The sequence below is a fragment of the Streptomyces filipinensis genome (assembly GCF_014649495.1).
GTDB classification, from domain to species: domain Bacteria; phylum Actinomycetota; class Actinomycetes; order Streptomycetales; family Streptomycetaceae; genus Streptomyces; species Streptomyces filipinensis.
In genome coordinates this window covers 191,448-214,207 of sequence record NZ_BMTD01000011.1, presented here as the reverse complement: position 1 = coordinate 214,207, position 22,760 = coordinate 191,448, and the positions used below count along the sequence as shown (strand labels likewise).

Sequence of the window (22,760 nt, the reverse complement as noted above, 5' to 3'; positions counted from 1 at the left end):
CGTGTCCGCGCGGGCCGGCCGTCAGCCGCGGCCGCCCCGGCCGCGGCCCCTGCGGTCCTGATCCTCACCGGGACCGCTGTGCCCCAGCTCGTCGTACGAGCCCAGCAGCTCGTCCGCCAGCGACGGCAGGTCGTCCAGCGGGGTCTCCTCGGCCCAGTCCGGTCGCGGCCGGCGGCGCGGGGTGCCGTCGGCGTCGATCTGGGGCATCTCACGCGTCCGGCCCTCGGCGCCGTCGGGGCCCGCGGCGGTCCGCTCGTCCCGGAAGAAGCCGGGCGGCACCCGGTCCGCCGGCGCGTCATCCCGCACGGGCGGCAGTACGGCCGTCTCGTCCGCCGCACCCGGAACCGGCGGCAGTACGGCCGTCTCGTCCGCCGCACCCGGAACCGGCGGCAGCACAGCCGTCTCGTCCGCCGCACCCGAGACCGGCGGCAGCACAGCCGTCTCGTCCGCCGCACCCGGAACCGCGGGCGGTTGCGGCAGCTCGGTCGTGACCTCGGCCTCGGAGCCGGGCCCGGCCGCCCCGGCCGTCTCCCGTCGCTCGTCCGACCGGCCGCTCTCGTCCCGTTCGTCACGCACGGGACGCAGGACCGTCGTCTCCTCCGTGCCCGCCCCGCGTGTGCCCGGCTCACCCGGTCCCGGAGAGACCACCGGCGTGGGGACCGTCTCCTCGGCGCCGCGCCTGCCCGGCGACACCACCGGCGTGGGGACCGTCACCGCGTCGGAGGCCACGCCCGGCGCGGCGGGCAGGGGAGTGCTGGACCTGCGGGCCGCCGTGTCGGCCGCCGCCGCGGCCTCGGCCGCCTGCCGACGCGCCTCCTCGGCGCGCAGCAGTGCCTCCTCGGCCTTGCGCTGCTTCTCCAGCCGCCGGGCGTCCTCCTCGGCGCGCAGCCGGGCCTCCTCCTCGGCCTGCCGGCGGCGCCGCTCCTCCTCGGCCCTGCGACGGGCCTCCTGCTCGGCGCGGGCCTTCTCCTCGGCGAGCAGCCGCTGCCGCTCCTCCTCCGCACGCCGGGCCGCTTCCTCGGCCCGCTGCCGGGCCTCCTCCGCCTGCCGTTCGGCCTCGCGGCGCTGCGCCTCCTCCAGCTCGCGGCGCTTGCGCTCCTCCTCCTCGGCGCGCAGCCGGGCCAGCTCCTCCTGGCGCTCGCGCTCCAGGCGCTCCTCCTCGGCCTTGCGCGCGGCCTCTTCCTCGGCCTTGCGACGGGCCTCCTCCTCGGCCTTCTTCCGCGCCTCCTCCTGGGCCTTGATCTCGGCCTCGGACAGCGGCAGCACGGTGTCGAGCCGGTGCCGGATCACGGTGGTCACGGCCTCGGGCTCCTGGGCGGCGTCCACGACCAGGTAGCGGCCGGGGTCGGAGGCGGCCAGCGTGAGGAAACCGGCCCGTACGCGCGCGTGGAACTCCGCCGGCTCCGACTCCAGCCGGTCCGGCGCCTCGGTGAACCGCTCGCGGGCGGCCTCGGGCGAGACGTCCAGCAGGACGGTCAGGTGCGGGACGAGGCCGTTGGTCGCCCAGCGGTTGATGCGGGCGATCTCGGTCGGGGACAGGTCGCGGCCGGCACCCTGGTAGGCGACGGAGGAGTCGATGTAGCGGTCGCTGATGACGACCGCGCCGCGCTCCAGGGCGGGGCGTACGACCGTGTCGACGTGTTCGGCGCGGTCGGCGGCGTACAACAGCGCCTCGGCGCGGTGCGACAGGCCCGCCGAGGACACGTCCAGCAGGATCGAGCGCAGCCGCTTGCCCACGGGCGTGGCGCCGGGCTCGCGGGTGAGCACGACCTCGTGACCCTTGGCGCGGATCCACTCGGCGAGCGCCTCGGCCTGGGTGGACTTGCCGGCGCCGTCGCCGCCCTCCAGGGCGATGAAGAAGCCGTTCGCCGCCGACGTCTCGACCGGGTCGTCGCCGCCGAGCAGCGCGTCCTTGAGGTCCTGGCGCAGCGGGATGCCGGAGCGGTCGTCGACCTTGGCGAGCACCAGCGCCGCGACCGGCAGCAGCAGGGCGCCGACCAGCATCAGCGTGAAGGAGGCGCCGCCGTGCGCGAAGACGAACCTGCCGTCCTCCATCCGGTGCCGGCCGATGAGCCCGGCGACCACGGGCGCGATCAGCGCGCCGAGCGCTATGAAGACCCGGACGACCGCGTGCAGGTGCTCGGTGACGCGCGCCCGGCGGTAGTCCTCTGTCTCCTGGTCGAGCAGGGCGTGCCCGGTGTTGGCGGCCACGCCCGCGGTGACGCCGGCGAGGGTGACGATCAGCAGCACCGTGGTGACGTCCGGGACCAGCCCGGCGGCCAGCAGGGCGATACCGGTGAAGGCGATCGCGAGGGCGAGCAGCCGGCGGCGCGAGAGTGAGGGCAGCAGCGCGGGCGCCGTGCGGATGCCGACGGCGACGCCGCCGGTCAGGCCCAGCACCAGCAGGCCGTACAGGACCGGGCCGCCGCCCAGGTCGGTGGCGTGCAGCACGCACACCGACACGGCCGCCGCGATGGCTCCTGCGACCGCGGCGCAGGCGGGGACGAGCAGCGGGATCGCGCCCGTGCGGCCCTTGTCGACGCCGGTGCCGGTGCGCGGGCGGCGCAGGCCCTCCAGCGGGGACCGCGCGCGCGGGGTGCGCGTGTCGGGCAGCTCCAGGAAGGTCAGCACGGACAGCGAGGCGGCGAACAGACCGGCCGCCACATACGCCCCGAGGGCCGCGTGGTGCTGGTCGAACCAGGCCACGCCGGTGCCCAGCAGGTTGTTGAACAGGGCGGCGACGACCAGCGCGGCGGCGGCCAGCGGCACGGCCAGGAAGCTGGTGCGCAGCGAGAGGCGGCGCAGGGCGTCCATGTGGTCCGGCAGCGGCCGCACGGTGGCGCCCTCCGGGGGCGGGGCGGGCAGCAGGGCCGGGGCCGCGCTCTCCCGGCACACCGTCCACAGCCGCTCGGCGACGCCGGTGACGAAGGCGGTGACCAGCACGACGGCCAGTGCGTCGTCCGGTGTCCAGTCGATCCACAGGGGCGCGACGATCAGCAGGGCGGCGCGCACGCCGTCGGCGCCGACCATGGTCCAGCGGCGGTCGAGCGGGCCCTCCTGGGCGGTGAGCGTGGTCAGCGGGCCGAGGAGGACCGCGCCGAACAGCAGCGCGGCGAGGACACGGGCCGCGAAGACCGTCGCCACTGCGAACGCCACACCCCGGTATCCACCGCCGAACGCGCCCTCGACGATCGCCGCCTGCAGGGCGAGGACGACCAGGACGAAGAGTGCCAGGCTGTCGCCGACACCGCTCACCAGCTGAGCGCTCCACAGGCGCCTCAGCTGCGGTCGGCGCAGCAGGGAACGGACGGCGCGCTCGCGGGAGTCCGCGACCAGGGCGTCGTCCGGGGCGGGGGTGGGGGCCGTTGGCTGCTCGGCTCGCGTCATGCGTTCAGCCTATCCGCAGCCACCGACACCACACCTCGCCCGCCCTGGCATGCACACGCCCCGACACCAAAGTGATGCCGGGGCGTTTGCATGGCGAAGCCGGAGGGACCCTGCGGGCGGGTCAGTCCTCCGCGCCGGAAGCCGTCGTCTTCGAAGCCGTCGCCTTCTTGGCGGTCGTCTTCTTCGCCGTGGTCTTCTTCGCGGCCGCGGTCGTCTTCTTCGCCGCCGTCTTCTTGGCGGCGGTCTTCTTCGCCGGGGCCGTCTTCTTGGCCGGAGCCTTCTTGGCGGTCTTCTTCGCGGGGCCCTTGGCGCGCTTCTCGGCAAGCAGTTCGAAGCCGCGCTCCGGGGTGATCGTCTCCACGCTGTCACCCGAGCGGAGGGTCGCGTTGGTCTCGCCGTCGGTGACGTACGGACCGAAGCGGCCGTCCTTGACCACGACCGGCTTGGCGGAGACCGGGTCCTCGCCCAGCTCCTTCAGCGGCGGCTTGGCGGCCGCGCGGCCACGCTGCTTGGGCTGGGCGTAGATCGCCTGCGCCTCCTCCAGCGTGATGGTGAAGAGCTGGTCCTCGGACTGCAGCGACCGGGAGTCCGTGCCCTTCTTCAGGTACGGGCCGTAGCGGCCGTTCTGCGCGGTGATCTCCTGGCCGTCGGCGTCGGTGCCGACGACCCGCGGCAGCGACATCAGCTTCAGCGCGTCCTCAAGGGTCACCGTGTCGAGGGACATGGATTTGAAGAGGGAGGCCGTGCGCGGCTTGACCGCGTTCTTGCCGCTCTTCGGGGTGCCCTCGGGAAGGATCTCCGTGACGTACGGGCCGTAGCGGCCGTCCTTGGCGACGATCTGGTGACCCGTCTCCGGGTCGGCGCCCAGCTCGAAGTCGCCGCTGGGCTTGGCCAGCAGCTCCTCGGCCAGCTCGACGCTCAGCTCGTCCGGCGCCAGGTCGTCCGGGATGTCGGCGCGCTGGTGCTGCTCGGTGTCCTTCTCGCCGCGCTCGATGTACGGGCCGTATCGGCCGACGCGCAGCACGATGTCGTTGCCGACCGGGAACGACGACACTTCGCGCGCGTCGATCGCGCCCAGGTCGGTCACCAGCTCCTTGAGGCCGCCGAGGTGGTCCCCGTCGCCGTTGCCGGCCTCGGCCGCGCCGCCGGTGGCCGTGCCCTCGCCGAAGTAGAAGCGCCGCAGCCACGGCACCGCCTGGGCCTGACCGGCCGCGATGCGGTCGAGGTCGTCCTCCATCCTGGCGGTGAAGTCGTAGTCGACGAGCCGCCCGAAGTGCTTCTCCAGGAGGTTGACGACGGCGAAGGAGAGGAAGGACGGGACGAGGGCCGTGCCCTTCTTGAAGACGTAGCCGCGGTCGAGGATCGTGCCGATGATCGACGCGTACGTCGACGGGCGGCCGATCTCGCGCTCTTCCAGCTCCTTGACCAGGGACGCCTCGGTGTAGCGGGCCGGGGGCTTGGTGGCGTGCCCGTCGACCGTGATCTCCTCGGCGCTGAGGGCGTCGCCCTCGTCGACCTGAGGCAGCCGGCGCTCGCGGTCGTCGAGCTCGGCGTTCGGGTCGTCGGCGCCCTCGACATAGGCCTTCAGGAAGCCGTGGAAGGTGATCGTCTTGCCGGACGCGCTGAATTCGACGTCCCGGCCGTCGGCGGCGGCGCCGCCGATCTTCACGGTCACGCTGTTGCCGGTCGCGTCCTTCATCTGGGAGGCGACGGTCCGCTTCCAGATCAGTTCGTAGAGTTTGAACTGGTCACCGGTCAGGCCGGTCTCGGCGGGCGTGCGGAAACGATCACCCGAGGGGCGGATCGCCTCGTGCGCCTCCTGCGCGTTCTTGACCTTCCCGGCGTACGTGCGCGGCTGCGGGGGCAGGTAGTCGGCGCCGTACAGCTGCGTGACCTGGGCACGGGCCGCGGTGATCGCGGTGTCGCTCAGCGTCGTGGAGTCCGTACGCATGTACGTGATGTAGCCGTTCTCGTACAGCTTCTGGGCGATCTGCATGGTCGCCTTCGCGCCGAAGCCGAGCTTGCGGCTGGCCTCCTGCTGCAGCGTCGTCGTACGGAACGGGGCGTACGGCGAGCGGCGGTACGGCTTGGACTCGACGGAGCGCACGGAGAAGCGGGTGTTCTCCAGGGCGGCGGCGAGGGCGCGGGCGTTCGCCTCGTCGAGGTGGAGGGTGTTCGCGCTCTTGAGCTGTCCCAGGGAGTCGAAGTCGCGGCCCTGCGCGACCCGCCTGCCGTCGACGGTCTGCAGCCGGGCGACCAGCGACGACGGGTCCGACGTGTCCCCCGCGCGGCCGGTCGCGAAGGTGCCCGTCAGGTCCCAGTACTCAGCGGAACGGAACGCGATGCGCTCGCGTTCCCGCTCGACGACGAGCCGGGTCGCGACGGACTGGACGCGGCCGGCCGACAGCCGGGGCATGACCTTCTTCCACAGGACCGGCGAGACCTCGTAGCCGTAGAGGCGGTCGAGGATGCGGCGGGTCTCCTGGGCGTCGACCAGCTTCTGGTTGAGCTGGCGCGGGTTGGCGACGGCCTCGCGGATCGCGTCCTTGGTGATCTCGTGGAAGACCATCCGTTTGACGGGGATCTTCGGCTTGAGGACCTCCTGGAGGTGCCAGGCGATCGCCTCGCCCTCCCGGTCCTCATCGGTGGCGAGGAACAGCTCGTCGGAGTCCTTCAGCAGGTCCTTGAGCTTCTTGACCTGTGCCTTCTTGTCAGCGTTGATCACATAGATCGGCTGGAAGTCATGGTCCACGTCCACACCGAGGCGACGGACCTCGCCGGTGTACTTCTCGGGCACCTCCGCGGCGCCGTTGGGGAGGTCGCGGATGTGCCCGACGCTCGCTTCGACGACGTAGCCGGGGCCGAGGTAGCCCTTGATCGTCTTCGCCTTGGCAGGCGACTCGACGATGACGAGTCGGCGGCCGCCCTGTGCGGTCTCGCTGGTCGGGGACAACTTCGCTCTTCTCTCCGGTCGACGCTGGGGCCTACCCGGGCCTTGGTCCCGGGGGGCGGCGTGCTTGGTGCTCGTGTGGTGCTGCGGAGTGTGACGGTACATCCCGCCCCCGTGTCAAACGGGAAAAGCCCACAACGGCCACTCGAACGGTAACCCGACTACCGGCATTCCTGCCGCCCGGAGTCCCGGGTACCCATCCGAGGCATGTCCGGAGCGTGATGCTCCCCTTACTCTCGCGGGGCGCTCGCCGCCGCACACCCGCCGACGTCAGAGGCGGGTCAGGCAGTACACACCGAGGGCCAGCGCGACCGTCCCGGCCACGCTCGCCAGGGCGGCCGATGCGACCTGGTTCACACCCTGGGCCACCGGCTCGCGGCGCCTGAGGCGGGTGCCGGTCCAGGCCAGAAGAGCACCTCCGAACAGGGCGAACACCATGCCCGTGAAGATCGCCGGCCCGCTCTCCATCCCCCGCCCACCTCTTCCGTGCCGTCCGGCTCCACCCAGCGCGGGGAGAGTGGCACGCGCGGGAGAAGGCCGGGCGACGCCGGGGTGAACGGAGGGCCAACGTGATGCCGAACACGCGAGCGGACGCCGCCGGCCGGGCGCGCCCTCCGTATTTTTCCGGCCGTTTTCCCGGCACCGGCGCGTCCCGGCCCCCGGCACAGGGTCCGCCGCGCCCGTGCCACGGGCATACGACGATGATCCGGACGCGGCCGCCCCTGCGTCCCGGGACGGCTACGACCGCACGGGCACCCGCCGTACCGCAGGCGCACCAGGCCCCGTGGCCCGCCGCACACCAGCCCGACCGCCACGACCCACCGCCGTCGCCGAGCCGGCGAGGTCCGGCCCGCCGCACACCACACGGAAACCGGTCGCCGCGGCCCCGTCAGCTCGCGGGCTCCAGGAAGCCCTGTTCCACCAGGAGGCGGATCTGTGCGGGCGTCCGGTCGCGGAGTACCACCGGGTCCTCCTCCATGAGCTGGGCGATGGCGTCCAGGATGCGGCCGGCGCTCAGCGTGCCGTCGCACACGCCCGCGAACCCGGCGCCGACCGTGTCCACCTTGGTGGCCCGGCGCATGCCGCGGTGCTGGCGCAGCACCACGTGCTCCGGGTCCTCGGCGCCGGGCAGCCCGACCTGTTCCTGGACCACTTCGGCGGCCAGCCTGAAGTGGCTGTCGAGCAGCGCCGCGTCGTCGTGCTCCCGCAGGTAGTCGAGTCGAGCGAAGTGCTCCCGGATCGCGTCCCCGAGGGGCTGCTCGACCGGGTGCGGCCACTCCTCCACGGTGATGGAGGGCTCCGCCGCCCCCGTCCTGCGCAGAGTGATCCAGCCGAAGCCGACCGCCTTGACCTTGCGCGCCTCGAACTCGTCGAGCCAGGCGTCGTAACGCGCCTGGTACTCCGCCGGATCGCCGCGGTGGTCACCGGCGTCCCTCAGCCACAGCTCGGCGTACTGCGTGACGTCCTGTACCTCGCGCTGCACGATCCAGGCATCGCACCCGCGCGGCACCCACGACCTGAGTCTGTCCTGCCAGTCCTCCCCTGCCACGTGCTGCCAGTTGGCGAGGAACTGCGCGAACCCGCCCTCGTTCAGCCGTTCCCCCGCCTGCTGAACGAGCGAGCGGCACAGATCGTCCCCGCCCATCCCGCCGTCCCGGTAGGTGAGGCGGGCGCCGGGCGAGATGACGAACGGCGGGTTGGAGACGATCAGGTCGAACCTCTCGTCCCTGCGGACCGGCTCGAAGAGCGAGCCCTCGCGCAGATCGGCGGTGGGCGCGCCGGAGAGCGCGAGCGTGAGCGCGGTGATGTGCAGCGCGCGCGGGTTGAGGTCGGTCGCCGTCACGCGCGTGACGTGCTGAGCGGCGTGCAGCGCCTGGATGCCGGAACCGGTGCCCAGGTCGAGGGCGGAGGCGACCGGCGTGCGGACGGTGATGCCGGCGAGGGTGGTGGAGGCCCCGCCGACACCCAGGACGACGCCTTCGTCACGCCGGCCGATGCCGCCCGCGCCCCCGACCGCGCAGCCGAGGTCGGAGACGATGAACCAGTCCTCGCCGTCGGGGCCGCCATAGGGCCGTACGTCCACGGTGGCGGCCACCTCGTCGCCGCCCACCCGCGTGAGCCACCCCGCCTCCAGGGCCTCCTCGACGGGCAGAACGGCCGCCACGCGCGCGTGCGGCACCGGTTGCTGGAGCAGGAACAGCCGGACGAGCGTCTCCAGCGGCGTGTCGCCACGCGTCGCCCTCAGCGCGGGCACGGTCTCGCTGCGGGCCAGCGCCGCGTACGCGGGAGCCCCGAGCAGGTCGAGCAGCCCGTCGGCGGTGAAGGAGGCGCCGAGCAGGGCGTCCCGCAGCCGCGCGGCGACATCGAGGCGGTCGGTGGAGGGCAGAGGGGAGGAGGTGGCGTTACTCACGCCCCCCATTGTGGCCCGTGGCGGACGGCTCAGCTGCTGGCCGGGGACGGCGAGGCGGAGGTCTTCGTGCAGCCGGACTGCTTGGTCACCGCCTGGTTGACGTCCCCCTTCTCAAGGCTCTGCAGGGCGGTGATCGCACCGTCGTACTGCGTCGCCACCGCCTTCATCCGCTCCGAGAGGTCACCCAGACCGGAGGCGAACTTCGTCTGGTCCTTGGTGTCGAGCCCGTCCACCCGCTTCTTCAGATCGGCGTACGCCGACGACAGCGCGGTGAGCTTCTGAACGGCGTCCTGCTGGCTCTTCCGGCCGCTCTCGACGCCCGGAGGCGCTCCGGCGTCGGCCAGGGTGGTCGCGCGCGCCTTGAAGCCGTCGGCCAGGTCCTGGAAGGCCTGGGAGTCGGTCTTCTGGACGTCCTTGGGCGGGCCGTCCTTGGCGACCTTCGCCAGCGCGTCGAAGGCCCCGGAAATCTTCGCCTGCTGCGCCGGCAGCGGATCGCACACCGACTTGGCCCAGGCCACGAGCTTGGGGTCGGGCCCCTTGTCGCCACCGCCGCCGCTGCTGCTGCATCCCGACAGCGCCGCCACCAGTACCGCACCGCCGGACAGTGCGGCCGCGAGCTTCTTGTTCACCGGATTGGTCCCTTCCATGGCTCTCGGCCCACGGACCCTACACGGCGGACGCACACCCTCCGCATCCCGTACGCCCCCCGAGGCGCTCTTTGTGACTCTTTGCACCATGCGAGAGAAGGCTCACCACGTGGGTGAACCCACAGCCTCGCGCACAGCGGTCCCGCGGACGCGCCCCGGACACGGACGGGCGGACGGCACGTCAGCACGCGCCGCCCGCCCGCCGGTTGAGCAGGACTTCCCGGACAGACCAGGAGTACGGCTACGAAACCACCGCCGTGTTCGCCGAGTTGGAGATCCGCTCGGTGCTCTCCTCGTCACCGACGGCGATTCCGCGCCGCTTGGAGACGTACACGGCGACGACGATCACCAGGAGCGCGAGGACCGCGACCCCGATCCGTACGCCGAGGTTCTTGTCGTTGCCGTAGGAGAACTTGATCACCGCGGGCGCGATGAGCAGCGAGACCAGGTTCATGACCTTCAGCAGGGGGTTGATCGCCGGCCCGGCGGTGTCCTTGAAGGGGTCGCCGACCGTGTCGCCGATCACCGTCGCGGCGTGGGCCTCACTGCCCTTGCCCCCGTGATGGCCGTCCTCCACCAGCTTCTTGGCGTTGTCCCAGGCGCCACCGGAGTTGGCGAGGAACACCGCCATCAGCGTGCCCGTGCCGATCGCGCCGGCGAGATAGGAACCGAGCGAGCCGACGCCGAGCGTGAACCCGATGAAGATCGGCGCCATCACGGCGAGCAGACCCGGCGTCGCCAGCTCCCGCAGGGCGTCCTTGGTGCAGATGTCGACGACCTTGCCGTACTCGGGCTTCTCGGTGAAGTCCATGATCCCGGGCTTCTCGCGGAACTGCCGCCGCACCTCGAACACCACCGCACCCGCCGAACGCGACACGGCGTTGATGGCCAGTCCGGAGAAGAGGAAGACGACCGCCGCGCCCGCGACGAGGCCCACGAGGTTGTTGGGCTGCGAGATGTCCAGGGACAGGCTCAGCGGCGCCCCCGGGCCGGTGAGCTTCGCCCCGACGTCCTGCACATTGGTGGTGATCGCGTCGCGGTACGACCCGAACAGCGCCGACGCGGCCAGGACGGCGGTGGCGATGGCGATGCCCTTGGTGATGGCCTTGGTGGTGTTGCCGACCGCGTCCAGGTTGGTGAGCACCTGCGCGCCCGCGCCCTCGACGTCGCCGGACATCTCGGCGATGCCCTGCGCGTTGTCGGAGACCGGCCCGAAGGTGTCCATGGCGACGATCACGCCGACCGTGGTGAGCAGGCCGGTGCCGGCCAGCGCGACCGCGAACAGCGCCAGCATGATCGACGTGCCGCCGAGCAGGAAGGCACCGTACACGCCGAGGCCGATGAGCAAGGCGGTGTAGACGGCGGACTCCAGGCCGACCGAGATGCCGGACAGGACGACGGTGGCCGGGCCCGTGAGGGAGGTCTTGCCGATGTCCCGCACCGGGCGGCGGGTCGTCTCGGTGAAGTAGCCGGTCAGCTGCTGGATGACGGCGGCGAGCAGGATGCCGATGGCCACCGCGACCAGGGCGAGGATCCGCGGGTCGCCGTCCTTGCCCTTGATCGCCGCGTCCGTGACCCCGTCGAGGGCCGAGTACTTCGACGGCAGGTAGACGAAGACCGCGACCGCGACCAGCACGAGGGAGATCACCGCGGAGATGAAGAAGCCGCGGTTGATCGCGCTCATGCCGCTGCGGTCGGTGCGGCGGGGCGCGACCGCGAAGATGCCGATCATCGCCGTGATGACGCCGATGGCGGGGACGAGCAGCGGGAACGCCAGCCCGGAGTCGCCGAAGGCGACCTTGCCGAGGATGAGCGCGGCCACCAGGGTCACGGCGTACGACTCGAAGAGGTCGGCCGCCATGCCCGCGCAGTCGCCGACGTTGTCGCCCACGTTGTCGGCGATGGTCGCGGCATTGCGCGGGTCGTCCTCCGGAATGCCCTGCTCGACCTTGCCGACCAGGTCGGCGCCGACGTCGGCGGCCTTGGTGAAGATGCCGCCGCCCACACGCATGAACATGGCGATCAGGGCGGCGCCGAGGCCGAAGCCCTCCAGCACCTTCGGCGCGCTGGCCGCGTACACCAGCACCACGCAGGAGGCGCCCAGCAGGCCGAGACCCACCGTGAACATGCCGACGACGCCGCCCGTGCGAAATGCGATCTTCATCGCGGTGTGCGAAACAGTGGTGAGATCTTTTTCCGGTTCGCCGGGTGCCGGTGTGGCCTCCCGGGCGGCCGCGGCGACCCGCACATTGCTGCGTACGGCCAGCCACATGCCGATATAGCCGGTGGCCGCCGAGAATGCCGCACCGATCAGGAAGAACACCGATCGTCCGGCCCGCTGATTCCAGTCGTCCGCGGGCAGCAGCATGAGCAGGAAGAAGACGACGACAGCGAATACGCCGAGCGTGCGCAGCTGCCGGGCGAGATACGCCTTCGCACCTTCCTGGACCGCCTCGGCGATCCGTTTCATGCTGTCGGTGCCCTCGCCCGCGGCCAACACCTGGCGCACCAGGATCCCCGCGACCACCAGCGCGGCCAGGGCGACCGCCGCGATGACGGCCACCATGATCCGGTTGTTGTCGGTCAGGACCGCAGCTGCCAGAGACGTGGGATGATCCGACTGAGGGATGGAAAGCCCCGCCATTCGTCCTCCTTGACGCTTGGGCTGAGCTCAAGATGTGGACGGATTCTAGGTACCCCGGAGTGATCTCAACAGAGCGCGGTAAGCGGAATTAGCCTCCACCGGCTCATCGGCAAATGATCGCGATCTCACCAGACCACCCGAATGGAGTAATGCCCCCAGGGCATTGTCAATGATCGTGAATTCCTTCACGAATTCTGGAGGGTGCCGCGTCCCGCCGGAAAAACACGGAGGGCCCTGCTCGGCAGGGCCCTCGTGAAGTGCTGCGTCGGCGTTCAGACAAGCGCCGCGGCCGGCGGTGTGGTCGGCCAGCTCATACGGATGAGGCCGCCGTCATGTCCGGTGGTGACCTCCACGTCGTCGACGAGGCCGCTGATGACCGCGAGGCCCATCTCGTCCTCCTCGATCTCCGCGTCACCGTCCTGCGCGCCGGGCGTGTCGCCCGGCGTGGCGTGCGGTGCTTCGTCGCCGACCTCGATGGAGAACTGTTTCTCCTCCTCGATCAGCGCCACCTTCACGGGTGCGCTGATACCGCTGTTCTGGTGAAGCCCGACGGCACGGGAGCAGGCCTCGCCGACGGCGAGACGGACCTCGTCGAGGACGGCCTCGTCCACTCCGGCCCTGCGCGCCACCGCGGCCGCCACCAGCCGGGCGGTCCGGACGTGCTCGGGCAGCGCGCTGAAGCGGAGTTCGACGGTGGCCATGCATCCCCCTAGTGACTACGGGCGTGCGGTCGGGGGCGGGGCCGCCGAGAGCCCGCACCCCCTGGTGTGCTTCTGTACCCGGACCGCGTCATCGGCCCGGACGGGACCGCCCGGCGGCCGGGCTCGTCGGGAGCCCGGCGCCGGTGACGGACCCAGGGTCAGTCGGTGGCCGCCACCGCTTCCTCGACCGAGGTGTGGATCGGGAACACCTTGGTGAGGCCGGTGATACGGAAGATCTTGAGAATGCGCTCCTGGTTGCAGACCAGGCGCAGCGAGCCCTCGTGGGCACGCACTCGCTTCAAGCCGCCGACCAGCACGCCGAGCCCGGTGGAGTCGAGGAAGTCCACGCCCTCCATGTCGACGACGAGGTGGAAATTCCCGTCGTTCACCAGCTCGACCAGCTGCTCGCGCAGCTTGGGCGCGGTGTATACATCGATTTCGCCACCGACCTCGACGACCGTACGATCGCCGACGGTACGGGTCGACAGGGACAGGTCCACGGATCCTCCAGCACCTTGCTATCGAGCGGTCGCCCCTCGGGCACCTCGGCTTGCGGCCCCCGGGACGCATCGCCAGCCGCGATGGCATTCAATCACTTACCGGCAGGCGTGCACGACGCCTTGGCTCCATTGTCCGTCACGTCAGTGACACACTCGGTGCCGATGGCCAAGAATCACCGATCCGATCGATCCCCGGCCGACCCGGTGTCCCGCCCGTCTCCGGGCACGGTCCTGGACCGGCTCGCCTCCGGGCCGAGCCGGTCTGCGCGCATCACTCATACGGAGCACTTGCCCCCGCGCGCGGGCCGCCATGCCGTCTGGCCTGACCGGATTCGCTCCGAGGTGATCGCGGCCGTGCAGGCGTGCGGCATCGAACACCCGTGGGCGCACCAGGCACTGGCCGCCGAGCACGCCCTGGACGGCGAGTCGGTGGTGGTCGCCACCGGCACGGCGTCCGGCAAGTCCCTGGCGTATCTCGTGCCCGTCCTGTCCACCCTCCTGGACGGCTCCGAGGCCCCGAACGGACGGGGCGCGACCGCCCTGTACCTGGCCCCCACCAAGGCGCTCGCGGCGGATCAGTGCCGATCGGTGAAGGAACTTTCACAGCCTCTGGGCACGTCGGTGCGCCCGGCCGTGTACGACGGCGACACCCCGATCGAGGAACGCGAGTGGATCCGCCAGTACGCCAACTACGTCCTCACCAACCCCGACATGCTGCACCGCGGGATACTCCCTTCCCACCCGCGCTGGTCCTCCTTCCTGAAGTCGCTCCGGTACGTCGTCATCGACGAGTGCCACACCTACCGGGGCGTCTTCGGCTCGCACGTCGCCCAGGTGCTGCGGCGGCTGCGCCGCCTGTGCGCCCGCTACGGCGCCTCACCCGTCTTCCTGCTGGCCTCGGCGACCGCCGCCGAGCCCGCCGTCGCGGCCCGCCGGCTGACCGGCCTGCCGGTGACCGAGGTCGCCGACGACGCCTCCCCGCGCGGGGAGCTCGTCTTCGCCCTCTGGGAGCCCCCGCTCACCGAACTGCACGGCGAGAGGGGCGCCCCCGTACGGCGTACCGCCACCGCGGAGACCGCCGACCTGCTGACCGACCTCACCGTGCAGGGCGTGCGCTCGGTCGCCTTCGTACGGTCCCGGCGCGGCGCCGAGCTGATCTCGGTGATCGCCCAGGAGAAGCTGGCGGAGGTCGACCGCTCCCTGGTCCGGCGTGTCGCGGCCTACCGCGGCGGCTACCTCCCCGAGGAGCGCCGCGCCCTGGAACGCGCCCTGCACTCCGGCGAACTCCTCGGGCTGGCCGCCACGACGGCCCTGGAGCTGGGCGTGGACGTCTCCGGCCTGGACGCGGTGGTGATCGCCGGCTACCCGGGCACGCGGGCGTCCCTGTGGCAGCAGGCGGGCCGCGCGGGCCGCTCCGGCCAGGGCGCGCTCGCGGTGCTGGTGGCCCGCGACGACCCGCTGGACACCTTCCTGGTCCATCACCCCGAGGCCCTGTTCGACCAACCGGTGGAATCGACCGTCCTCGACCCCGACAACCCCTACGTCCTCGCCCCGCACCTGTGCGCCGCCGCCGCGGAACTCCCGCTGACCGAGGAGGACCTGGACCTCTTCGGCCCCGCCTGCACGGACGTGCTGCCGCAGCTGGAGGCCGCGAAGCTGCTGCGCCGGCGGACGAAGGCCTGGCACTGGACGCGCCGGGAGCGGGCCGCGGACCTGACCGACATCCGCGGCGCCGGCGGCCGTCCGGTGCAGGTCGTCGAGGCGGGCACGGGCCGTCTGCTCGGCACGGTCGACGCGGGCGCCGCGCACTCCACGGTCCACGAAGGCGCGGTCCATCTGCACCAGGGCCGCACCTACCTGGTGCGTCACCTGGACCTGGAGGACTCCGTCGCCCTCGTCGAGCAGGCCGACCCCCCGTACTCCACGGTCGCCCGCGACACCACCGCGATCTCCATCCTGGAGACGGACACCGAGATCCCCTGGGGCACCGGCCGCCTCTGCTACGGCTCGGTCGAGGTCACCAACCAGGTGGTCTCCTACCTGCGCAGACGCCTGATCACCGGCGAAGTGCTGGGCGAGACCAGACTCGACCTCCCTCCTCGTACGCTGCGCACGCGCGCGGTGTGGTGGACGGTCACCGAGGACCAGCTGGACGAGGCCCGGATCATCCCGGAGATCCTCGGCGGCTCCCTGCACGCCGCCGAGCACGCCTCGATCGGCATGCTGCCCCTGTTCGCCACCTGCGACCGCTGGGACATCGGCGGCGTCTCGGTCCCGCTGCACCCGGACACCCTGCTGCCGACGGTCTTCGTCTACGACGGCCACCCCGGCGGCGCGGGCTTCGCCGAGCGCGCCTTCCACACCGCCCGCGCCTGGCTCACCGCCACCCGGGAGGCCATCGCCTCCTGCGAGTGCGAGGCCGGCTGCCCCTCCTGCATCCAGTCCCCCAAGTGCGGCAACGGCAATGACCCGTTGCACAAGAGGGGGGCGGTACGGCTTCTCACGGTGCTCCTGCGGGGAGCACCGGACGAGAAGGCGGACCGGGACGGCGGGGAGTCTCCTGAAGGCCAGGAGAGGCCCGTGCGCCATGACGAATCCGTGTGCCCCGAGGGCCCTGGGAGGCCCGTGTCCCAGAGGCACCAGGAAGGTCCGGTGTCCCGGGGAGGTCGGGTAGGGCACCGGCCTCCAGAGGGCCAGGAGAGCCCGGAGGGTGCGCAGGCCCCGGAGGGCCTGGGCGAGACCGCTCCGGGGCGGTCGCCTCGCCGCTGAGGAGGTCCGGCGCCGGTTCCGCGGGGCCCGCTCTGGCCCTGACCTCCGCCGCGAACGGCCCTCTTCCCGCGGCCGCCGTCACGTCCGAGATCTCACCGACGATCGCACACCGCACCAGCCGGACCCCCTCCGCCGCAGCCACCCGCCCGGCACGCTCGCAGGCCGCCGCGCCGCCCTCGGACCAGTGGGCCGCTGCCGCGAGCGCCGCCAGATCCGCGCCGCCGGCCGCCCGGTGCCGGACCACGACGGCCTGCCCGAGCGCGAGCACGGCCCCGAACACCGCGCACAGCACGGCGATCGCCCCCAGGCTCCACACGGTCGCGGACCCCCGGTCGGAGTTCCGCCGGTCCGGCACCTCGCCTCTCCCCACCGCGCTCCGCCTCATGACCTCCCTCCCCTTCGCCCCACGACGGCCACCTCTCTGCCCCGCGCCGGCCGCCTCTCTCCGCCTCAAAGCCCCCGCCTCACTCCGCCCCAAGGCCCCGCCTCCTTTCGCCCTGTGTCGACCGCCTCACTCCGCCTCAAGGCCCCGCCTCGCTTCTCCTCATGGCCCCGCCTCCCCGGTCTCCGCGCCGTCCTCGGCGGGTGCGACGGCCTCCTCCCGCACCTCGAACGGCAGCCCGCTCAGCACCGGCGGCCTGGCCACCACCGTCACCCGGATCTGGTCCCCCTCGCGCCCGACCATCACCCGTGCTCCCCGCGGCGCCGCCTGCCGGGTCACCGAGACCACCGCGTCCGCCGGATCCTGACGGGCGGCGGCCCGGGCCCCCACGCGGGCGGCGTCCACGCACTGGATCTGCGCGGCCACCACGAGCAGCCCCCAGACCAGCGCCATGGTGAACGCCACCAGTACGCAGAGCACCACGGCCGCCTCCGCGGTCACGAACCCCCGGTCCGCGCCTCGCTCACATCCGCGCACTGAGGGCCTTCTTCACGATGTCCTGCAGCTCCGCGCGGACCTGGCCGCTGGTGACGACCTCGTAGAGCAGCAAGGCGAACCCGACCGCCGCGATGATCCCCATCGCGTACTCGGACGTCACCATGCCTGCGTCCGCGCGGCACTTCCCCCGCAGCCGTACCGCCGCTTCCTTGATCTTCTTGTTCATTCCAACCCCCATGAGATTCAGGCTTTTTATGGTCTGCGCGCCTACTCCGGCTCGTTCGTCCCCGTGCGTCTCATCTGCCTCCCCCCACCCCGCCCGCCAGTCCGATGACGACGGGCAGCACGCCGACCGCGATGAAGGCGGGCAGGAAGCACAGGCCCACCGGCGCGGAGATCAGTACGGCCGCGCGCCGGGCCCGGGCCGTCGCGGCGCGGGCACACTGCGCGCGTGCGTCGGAGGCGAGGCGGGCGGCCGGACCGGCCGCCGGGAGCCCGGACTCGTCGGCCCGCTGCAGCAACCGCGCCAGGGCCGCGGCATCGGGCAGATCGACCAACCACCGCCAGGCGTTTGTCGGTTCACCGCCGAGCCGTACCTCCGCGGCGCCCCGTGCCAGCGCCTGACCGACGGGTCCGCCGAGCGCCTCCCCCACCGCCTGGGCGGCCACCACCGGGCCGGCACCGGCCGCGATGCAGGCGGCCAGCAGGTCGGCGGCGAGCGGGAGTTGGCGCGCGGCCGCGACGGTGTCGACCGGCTCCGCCCGACCGGCTGCCAACTGGCGGCCACGCCACCGCCACAGCGCGACGCCGGCCCCCAGCCCCAGCACGACCCCGGCCGCACCGCCGACCAGAACCCACGCCCCGCATACGGCCCCGGCCGGCGGCAGCCACTGCCGTACCGCGGCTCCCGGCATGAACCGCCGTCCGCTGAGCGGCACTTCACGGCCGAGCAGTTCGGCCACCTGCCGCCGCGCCCGGTGCCGCCGCCGGGCCAGATCCAGCCGTCGAACCACCCAGCCGAGGACCAGGGCCGCGACCTCCACCATCCCCAGCCTGTGGACAACTTCCCCGCTCACACCGCCCCCTCCCCCGAGGACACACATCGCTGCCCGTTCACAGCGCCCCCGCTCCCCGCACGATCCGCACGGCCCACCACAGCCCGGCTGCCTCGAACGCCGATCCGATCGCCAGGCAGCCGAGGCCGGCGCCGGTGTGGAGGAGGACGTGGAGGGGCTCCGCCCCCATGGCCGAGCCGAGGAGCAGGCCGAGAGCGGGCAGTGCGGCCAGCAGCACGGTGGTCGCCCGGGCGCCCGCCAACTGCGCGTGGAGGTCGGCGCGTTGGTCGCGCTCGGCGCGCAGGGCCGCGTCCAGCCGGTCCAGGCCGGCCGCGAGTCCGGCACCCTGGTCCACGGCCACCCGCCAGCACGCGGCCAGCCCGAGCAGGCCCTCGGCACCCGGCTGCCGGGCCGCCGCGGCGAGCGCGCCGGACACGTCCCCGCCGAACCGTGCCGCCGCCACCACGGCCGCCTGCGCCTCGCCGAGCCCCCCGGAGTCCCGCGCCGCCCGCAGCAGCGCCTCGCCGGGCTGCCGTCCGGCGCGCACCTCTCCGGCGAAGGCACCGCACAGGGCGATCACCGCGTCCGCCCGGAGCTCCCGGCCGCGCCGGGCCTGACGGGCCAGCCGTGCCCGGCGCAGCACCGGGACCCCGGCCGCCCCCGCGACGACCGGAATCAGCGAGGCCCCCAGCAGTCCGAGCAGCAGGCCGGCCGCGAGCGTCCACCACTCGGCGCCCAGCCGGTCACGCAACCGGCGCAGTTCCCCGAGGGTCTGGTCCCAGGCGGGCGGGCCGGGCGGCACCTCCCCGCCGCCCGCGAGCAGCAGCCGCGCCCGCCGGATCCCGTGGTGCCGCCCGCCCAGCAGCCAGGCCAGCGCGCCGAGACAGACCAGCGCGGCCCCCATGGACGTCTCACCGATCACTTCGCTCTCCCCTCTCGCTCGTCCCACCGGATTCCACGTCCGCTCGGACGTGCAGGAGTCGCTCCAGCCGCTCCCAGCCGCGCTCCCGTACGAAGGCCCGCCGCCCCCACCGCAGCGCCGGCACCGTGCGGACCAGCCCCGTGGCGTCCCGCTCCAGCACGTGCACCTCGGCGATCCGGCGCCGCCCGGACCGGTCCCGTGCGAGGTGCAGGACCACGGAGAGCGCGGCCGCCAACTGGCTGTGCAGCGCGGCCCGGTCGAGTCCCGCGGCCGTGGCCAGCGCTTCCAGGCGGGCGGGCACATCCGCGGCGGCGTTGGCGTGGATCGTGCAGGCGCCGCCCTCATGCCCTGTGTTGAGAGCCGCCAGCAGATGCACCACCTCGGGTCCGCGGACCTCTCCGACGACCAGCCGGTCGGGCCGCATCCGCAGCGCCTGCCGGACGAGGTCCTCCAGGGTGACCAGACCGGCGCCCTCCTGGTTGGCAGGCCGGGTCTCCAGCCGGACGACATGCGGATGGTCCGGTCGCAGCTCGGCCGAGTCCTCGGCGAGCACGATCCGCTCGCCCGCGCCGACCAGGCCCAGCAGGGCGCTGAGCAGGGTGGTCTTGCCGCTTCCGGTGCCGCCGCTGACGAGGAAGGACAGCCGGGCCCCCAGCAGCGCCCGCAGGACCCCCTCGCCGCCGGGAGGCACGGTGCCCGCCTCGACCAGTTCCTCCAGCGTGAACGCCCGGGGCCGTACGACCCTGAGGGCCAGGCAGGTGCAGCCGACGGCGACCGGCGGCAGCACCGCGTGCAACCGGGTCCCGTCGGGCAGCCGGGCGTCCGCCCACGGCCGGGCGTCGTCCAGCCGGCGTCCGGCCACGGCGGCCAGCCGCTGCGCGAGGCGTCGTACGGCCGCGGCGTCGGGGAAGGTCACCGCGGTCAGCTCCAGTCCTCCACCGCGGTCCACCCACACCCGGTCCGGAGCGGACACGAGGACGTCGGTGACGTCCGGGTCGGCGAGCAGCGGCTCCAGCGGCCCGCTGCCGACGAGTTCGGACCTCAGCTGCCGGGCCGCGCCGAGGACCTCGGCGTCGCCGAGCACCCGGCCCTGTTCGCGCAGGGCCTGCGCGACGCGCGCGGGGGTGGGTTCGGCACCGCTTTCCGCGAGCCGGCGCCGTACGCCGTCGAGCAGGGCCGCGCCGTCCGCGCGGTCGAGTCCGGGGAGGGTCATCGCCGGCCCCCGGCCTCGACCAGCGCGCGCTCCCAGAAGGTCACGCAGAAGCGGGCGAGCGGGCCGTGTGCGGCCGCGCCCGGCGGTTTCGCGCCGCCCCGCGGGTGCAGCAGCGGCGGCTCGACCGGCACCTCGCCGGCCAGCGGGAGGCCGAGCAGCTGCGCCACCTCCTGACCGTCCAGGCCCGGTGCGTACGGCCCGCGCACCGCCACGCGCAGGTCGCGCACGACCATGCCGACGGCGGAGGCGACCCGCCCGGCGGCCGCGACCGCGCGCAGTTCGGCGGGGACGACGAGCAGCGCCAGGTCGAGCTGGGCGAGGGCTTCGGCGACCCCGTCGTCGAGGCGGCGGGGCAGGTCCACCACGACGGTGCCGCCGCGCCGTCGGGCTGCGGCGAGCACCGCGCGCACCGCCTGCGGCGGGACGGCGACGCAGTCCCCGCGGTCCCAGCTGAGCACCCGGAGGGAGTGCAGTTCGGGCAGCGACTCCTCCAGGGCGCCGCCGCCGACCCGCCCGCGGGAGGCGGCGAAGGCGGGCCAGCGCAGTCCGTCGGCGCTCTCGCCGCCGAGGAGTACGTCGAGTCCGCCGCCGAGCGGATCGGCGTCCACGAGGAGGGTGCGCAGTCCCTCGCGCGCGGAGGTGACGGCGAGCGCGCACGCGAGCGTGGAAGCGCCGGCGCCTCCCCGGCCGCCGATCACCCCGACGGTGAGGGCCGGGCGGCCCACGCCCTCGGCGACGTCGGCGATCCGGTCGACCAGCCACTGCTCGCCGTCCGGCAGCATGAGGACGTGGTCGGCGCCGATCAGTACGGCGCGTTTCCACACGCCCGGATCGTCCTGGTCGCGGCCGACCAGCACCACGCCGGGCCGGCGCGGGGCCCCGCCGATCCGGCGTGCGGCGTCGTCGCCGACGAGGACCAGCGGGGCTGATTCCCAGCCATCGCCGTGGTCCGGTACGCCGTGGTGGACCTGGGGTGTGGCGCCGGCGGCCGCGCACAGGCGCAGCAGGTCGTCCAGGAGTGCGGCGTCCTCGGTGACGATGAGCGGCCGCCCCGGCCGGTCTCCGGTGCCAGGCGGCGGGTCGTGGGTGACGGCTGCGGTCACGCGTGTTCCCCCTTCGCTGCGTGGGCCGCGCAGCCCCTGCGGCCACGCGATTCCCAAAGGTGTGAAGAACCGGCGAGCGGCCTCCCATATGAGCGGCCGGCGGAAACCGGTCGTACGCGCTCCGGCAATCGGAACCGGCCATGAACTCGCCGTGGCCCGAGCGCATGGGAATCACGGTGCAGCGATCCGCGAAATCAAGTGGATCTTGGGCGAAAACTGTGGACAACTCAGGGGCTGTGAATATCGCCGTCACCCATACCGGTGACCTCTGTGCTGATGCCTGTGCGACTTCCACAGAGCAGTGTGATGATTACCCGGAGTAACGGATCACGGGCGCGCCGGAGCCGCGGCCGTGGCGGCGTGCTGCCACGGCCGCGGTCGCGGAAAGAAGGGGGAGGGAGGGGAAAAACCCATCCGGACATGCGACGACCCCCGCCGGGGGGGAGAGCGGGGGTCGTCCCCACGGCCGACTCGGGGGGGGAGGAGTCGGGCCGGGTTAGCACGGTCGCGAACGATCCGTGACTTCCATGGTGTACCCGAGAGCCCTCTCAGGCAAACCCACGCGCCACACCTTACGCCGAATGGTGGGCGCCTATGCTCAGGGGCGTGGAAAACCACTCCTTGCCCCGCGCAGCAGCCTTCTTTGACCTGGACAAGACGGTCATTGCGAAGTCGAGCACGCTCACCTTCAGCAAGTCCTTCTACCAAGGCGGGCTGATCAACCGCAGGGCCGCGCTGCGTACCGCATATGCCCAGTTCGTCTTCCTGGCCGGCGGCCTGGACCACGACCAGATGGAGCGCATGCGCGAGTATCTGTCCGCCCTGTGCCGCGGCTGGAACGTGCAGCAGGTCCGCGAGATCGTCGCCGAGACGCTGCACGACCTCATCGACCCGATCATCTACGACGAGGCCGCCTCCCTCATCGAGCAGCACCACGCGGCCGGGCGGGACGTGGTGATCGTGTCGACCTCGGGCGCCGAGGTGGTGGAACCCGTCGGAGAACTGCTCGGCGCCGACCGGGTGGTGGCGACGCGCATGGTCGTCGGCGAGGACGGCTGCTTCACCGGCGAGGTGGAGTACTACGCCTACGGTCCGACCAAGGCCGAGGCGATCCGGGAACTGGCCGTGTCCGAGGGCTACGACCTCGAACGCTGCTATGCCTACAGCGACTCCGCGACCGATCTGCCGATGCTCCAGACCGTCGGGCATCCGCACGCGGTGAACCCGGACCGCGCGCTGCGCCGCGAGGCGGCCGCTCAGGGCTGGCCGGTTCTGGAGTTCCGCCGGCCGGTCCCGCTGAAGAAGCGGCTGCCCACGTTCTCCGTACCGCCCCGCCCCGCGCTGGTCGCGGCGGCGGCCGTAGGAGCGGCGGCCGCGACGGCGGGCCTCGTCTGGTACGCCAGCCGGCGCCGGAGCACCGCCTGAGCCGGAGCGCCATCCGAACGGCGCCCGTTTCACCCTCGTTTGAAGGTAAAAGTAAAGAACCGCAGGCAGGGGTTCCGCTTCTTCCCGGCTCGCGGTACAAAGACCTTAGGCCCGCGAGACCAAAGGACATCCGCGAGGATCACCTACCACTACG

16 protein-coding genes and 1 pseudogene are annotated in these 22,760 nt (G+C 72.9%); 2 read left to right on the top strand and 15 right to left on the bottom strand.

Going from position 1 to position 22,760, the window contains the following annotated elements:
- Nucleotides 1-21: 21 nt before the first annotated feature.
- The 8 genes from tmk to bldG all read right to left on the bottom strand — a co-directional run bounded on the left by tmk (nt 22) and on the right by bldG (nt 13,239).
- Nucleotides 22-3,387 carry a dTMP kinase gene (tmk, locus tag IE244_RS24640; protein ID WP_191875738.1) on the bottom strand — a complete coding sequence of 1,122 codons (3,366 nt, stop codon included), beginning with the start codon at nt 3,385-3,387 and terminating at the stop codon, nt 22-24.
- A 121-nt stretch (nt 3,388-3,508) separates the two neighbouring features.
- Nucleotides 3,509-6,340 (bottom strand): type I DNA topoisomerase, encoded by a 2,832-nt coding sequence (gene topA, locus IE244_RS24635; RefSeq protein WP_191875737.1) that lies wholly within the window; start codon nt 6,338-6,340, stop codon nt 3,509-3,511.
- Nucleotides 6,341-6,607: 267 nt separating this feature from the next.
- The gene (locus tag IE244_RS24630; RefSeq protein ID WP_191875736.1) at nt 6,608-6,805 is read right to left on the bottom strand and encodes a hypothetical protein; all 198 of its coding nucleotides are present in this window, start codon (nt 6,803-6,805) and stop codon (nt 6,608-6,610) included.
- 421 nt (nt 6,806-7,226) lie between these two features.
- Nucleotides 7,227-8,756: a DUF7059 domain-containing protein gene (locus IE244_RS24625; RefSeq protein ID WP_191875735.1), complete on the bottom strand. Its 1,530-nt coding sequence runs from the start codon at nt 8,754-8,756 to the stop codon at nt 7,227-7,229.
- Between the two features lie 20 nt (nt 8,757-8,776).
- Nucleotides 8,777-9,376, bottom strand: coding sequence for a small secreted protein (locus tag IE244_RS24620; RefSeq protein WP_373305771.1), 600 nt, complete (start codon nt 9,374-9,376; stop codon nt 8,777-8,779).
- A 259-nt stretch (nt 9,377-9,635) separates the two neighbouring features.
- Entirely contained in the window at nt 9,636-12,038 is a 2,403-nt protein-coding gene (locus tag IE244_RS24615) for a sodium-translocating pyrophosphatase (protein WP_191875733.1), read from the bottom strand.
- 272 nt (nt 12,039-12,310) lie between these two features.
- Nucleotides 12,311-12,739 (bottom strand): ATP-binding protein, encoded by a 429-nt coding sequence (locus IE244_RS24610; RefSeq protein ID WP_191875732.1) that lies wholly within the window; start codon nt 12,737-12,739, stop codon nt 12,311-12,313.
- Nucleotides 12,740-12,897: 158 nt separating this feature from the next.
- Complete coding sequence (bldG, locus tag IE244_RS24605) at nt 12,898-13,239, bottom strand: anti-sigma factor antagonist BldG (protein WP_010986038.1); 342 nt, start codon at nt 13,237-13,239, stop codon at nt 12,898-12,900.
- 81 nt (nt 13,240-13,320) lie between these two features.
- Between bldG and sftH the strand changes: the two genes are divergently transcribed.
- Nucleotides 13,321-16,008, top strand: coding sequence for a DEAD/DEAH box helicase (gene sftH / locus IE244_RS24600; protein WP_229854315.1), 2,688 nt, complete (start codon nt 13,321-13,323; stop codon nt 16,006-16,008).
- A gap of 82 nt (nt 16,009-16,090) precedes the next feature.
- Here the strand turns inward: sftH and IE244_RS24595 are convergent.
- From IE244_RS24595 to ssd, 7 genes and pseudogenes are all read right to left on the bottom strand, one after another.
- Nucleotides 16,091-16,393: pseudogene (locus IE244_RS24595) on the bottom strand (Rv3654c family TadE-like protein); the annotation flags it as partial.
- A gap of 159 nt (nt 16,394-16,552) precedes the next feature.
- Nucleotides 16,553-16,891 (bottom strand): TadE family type IV pilus minor pilin, encoded by a 339-nt coding sequence (locus tag IE244_RS24590; protein ID WP_191875731.1) that lies wholly within the window; start codon nt 16,889-16,891, stop codon nt 16,553-16,555.
- A 22-nt stretch (nt 16,892-16,913) separates the two neighbouring features.
- On the bottom strand, nt 16,914-17,126 hold the full coding sequence (locus IE244_RS24585) for a DUF4244 domain-containing protein (protein WP_107069318.1): 213 nt from the start codon (nt 17,124-17,126) through the stop codon (nt 16,914-16,916).
- 58 nt (nt 17,127-17,184) lie between these two features.
- Complete coding sequence (locus IE244_RS24580) at nt 17,185-17,964, bottom strand: type II secretion system F family protein (protein WP_191875730.1); 780 nt, start codon at nt 17,962-17,964, stop codon at nt 17,185-17,187.
- Between the two features lie 37 nt (nt 17,965-18,001).
- Nucleotides 18,002-18,847: a type II secretion system F family protein gene (locus IE244_RS24575; protein WP_191875825.1), complete on the bottom strand. Its 846-nt coding sequence runs from the start codon at nt 18,845-18,847 to the stop codon at nt 18,002-18,004.
- A 7-nt stretch (nt 18,848-18,854) separates the two neighbouring features.
- Nucleotides 18,855-20,078 (bottom strand): TadA family conjugal transfer-associated ATPase, encoded by a 1,224-nt coding sequence (locus tag IE244_RS24570; protein ID WP_191875729.1) that lies wholly within the window; start codon nt 20,076-20,078, stop codon nt 18,855-18,857.
- The gene (ssd, locus tag IE244_RS24565; protein WP_191875728.1) at nt 20,075-21,181 is read right to left on the bottom strand and encodes a septum site-determining protein Ssd; all 1,107 of its coding nucleotides are present in this window, start codon (nt 21,179-21,181) and stop codon (nt 20,075-20,077) included. The genes IE244_RS24570 and ssd overlap by 4 nt, the downstream gene beginning before the upstream one ends.
- A 594-nt stretch (nt 21,182-21,775) precedes the next feature.
- On the opposite strand from ssd, the gene IE244_RS24560 reads away from it, so the two are divergent.
- On the top strand, nt 21,776-22,606 hold the full coding sequence (locus tag IE244_RS24560) for an HAD family hydrolase (RefSeq protein WP_191875727.1): 831 nt from the start codon (nt 21,776-21,778) through the stop codon (nt 22,604-22,606).
- Nucleotides 22,607-22,760: the final 154 nt, after the last annotated feature.

Coding starts and splice junctions, on each gene's coding strand:
- IE244_RS24560 (WP_191875727.1), top strand. CDS start 21,776: ATGCTCAGGGGCGTGGAAAACCACTCCTTGCCCCGCGCAGCAGCCTTC.
- IE244_RS24585 (WP_107069318.1), bottom strand. CDS start 17,126: ATGGGGGTTGGAATGAACAAGAAGATCAAGGAAGCGGCGGTACGGCTG.
- tmk (WP_191875738.1), bottom strand. CDS start 3,387: ATGACGCGAGCCGAGCAGCCAACGGCCCCCACCCCCGCCCCGGACGAC.
- IE244_RS24625 (WP_191875735.1), bottom strand. CDS start 8,756: ATGGGGGGCGTGAGTAACGCCACCTCCTCCCCTCTGCCCTCCACCGAC.
- IE244_RS24615 (WP_191875733.1), bottom strand. CDS start 12,038: ATGGCGGGGCTTTCCATCCCTCAGTCGGATCATCCCACGTCTCTGGCA.
- sftH (WP_229854315.1), top strand. CDS start 13,321: ATGGCATTCAATCACTTACCGGCAGGCGTGCACGACGCCTTGGCTCCA.
- IE244_RS24570 (WP_191875729.1), bottom strand. CDS start 20,078: ATGACCCTCCCCGGACTCGACCGCGCGGACGGCGCGGCCCTGCTCGAC.
- IE244_RS24610 (WP_191875732.1), bottom strand. CDS start 12,739: ATGGCCACCGTCGAACTCCGCTTCAGCGCGCTGCCCGAGCACGTCCGG.
- IE244_RS24630 (WP_191875736.1), bottom strand. CDS start 6,805: ATGGAGAGCGGGCCGGCGATCTTCACGGGCATGGTGTTCGCCCTGTTC.
- IE244_RS24575 (WP_191875825.1), bottom strand. CDS start 18,847: ATGGGGGCCGCGCTGGTCTGTCTCGGCGCGCTGGCCTGGCTGCTGGGC.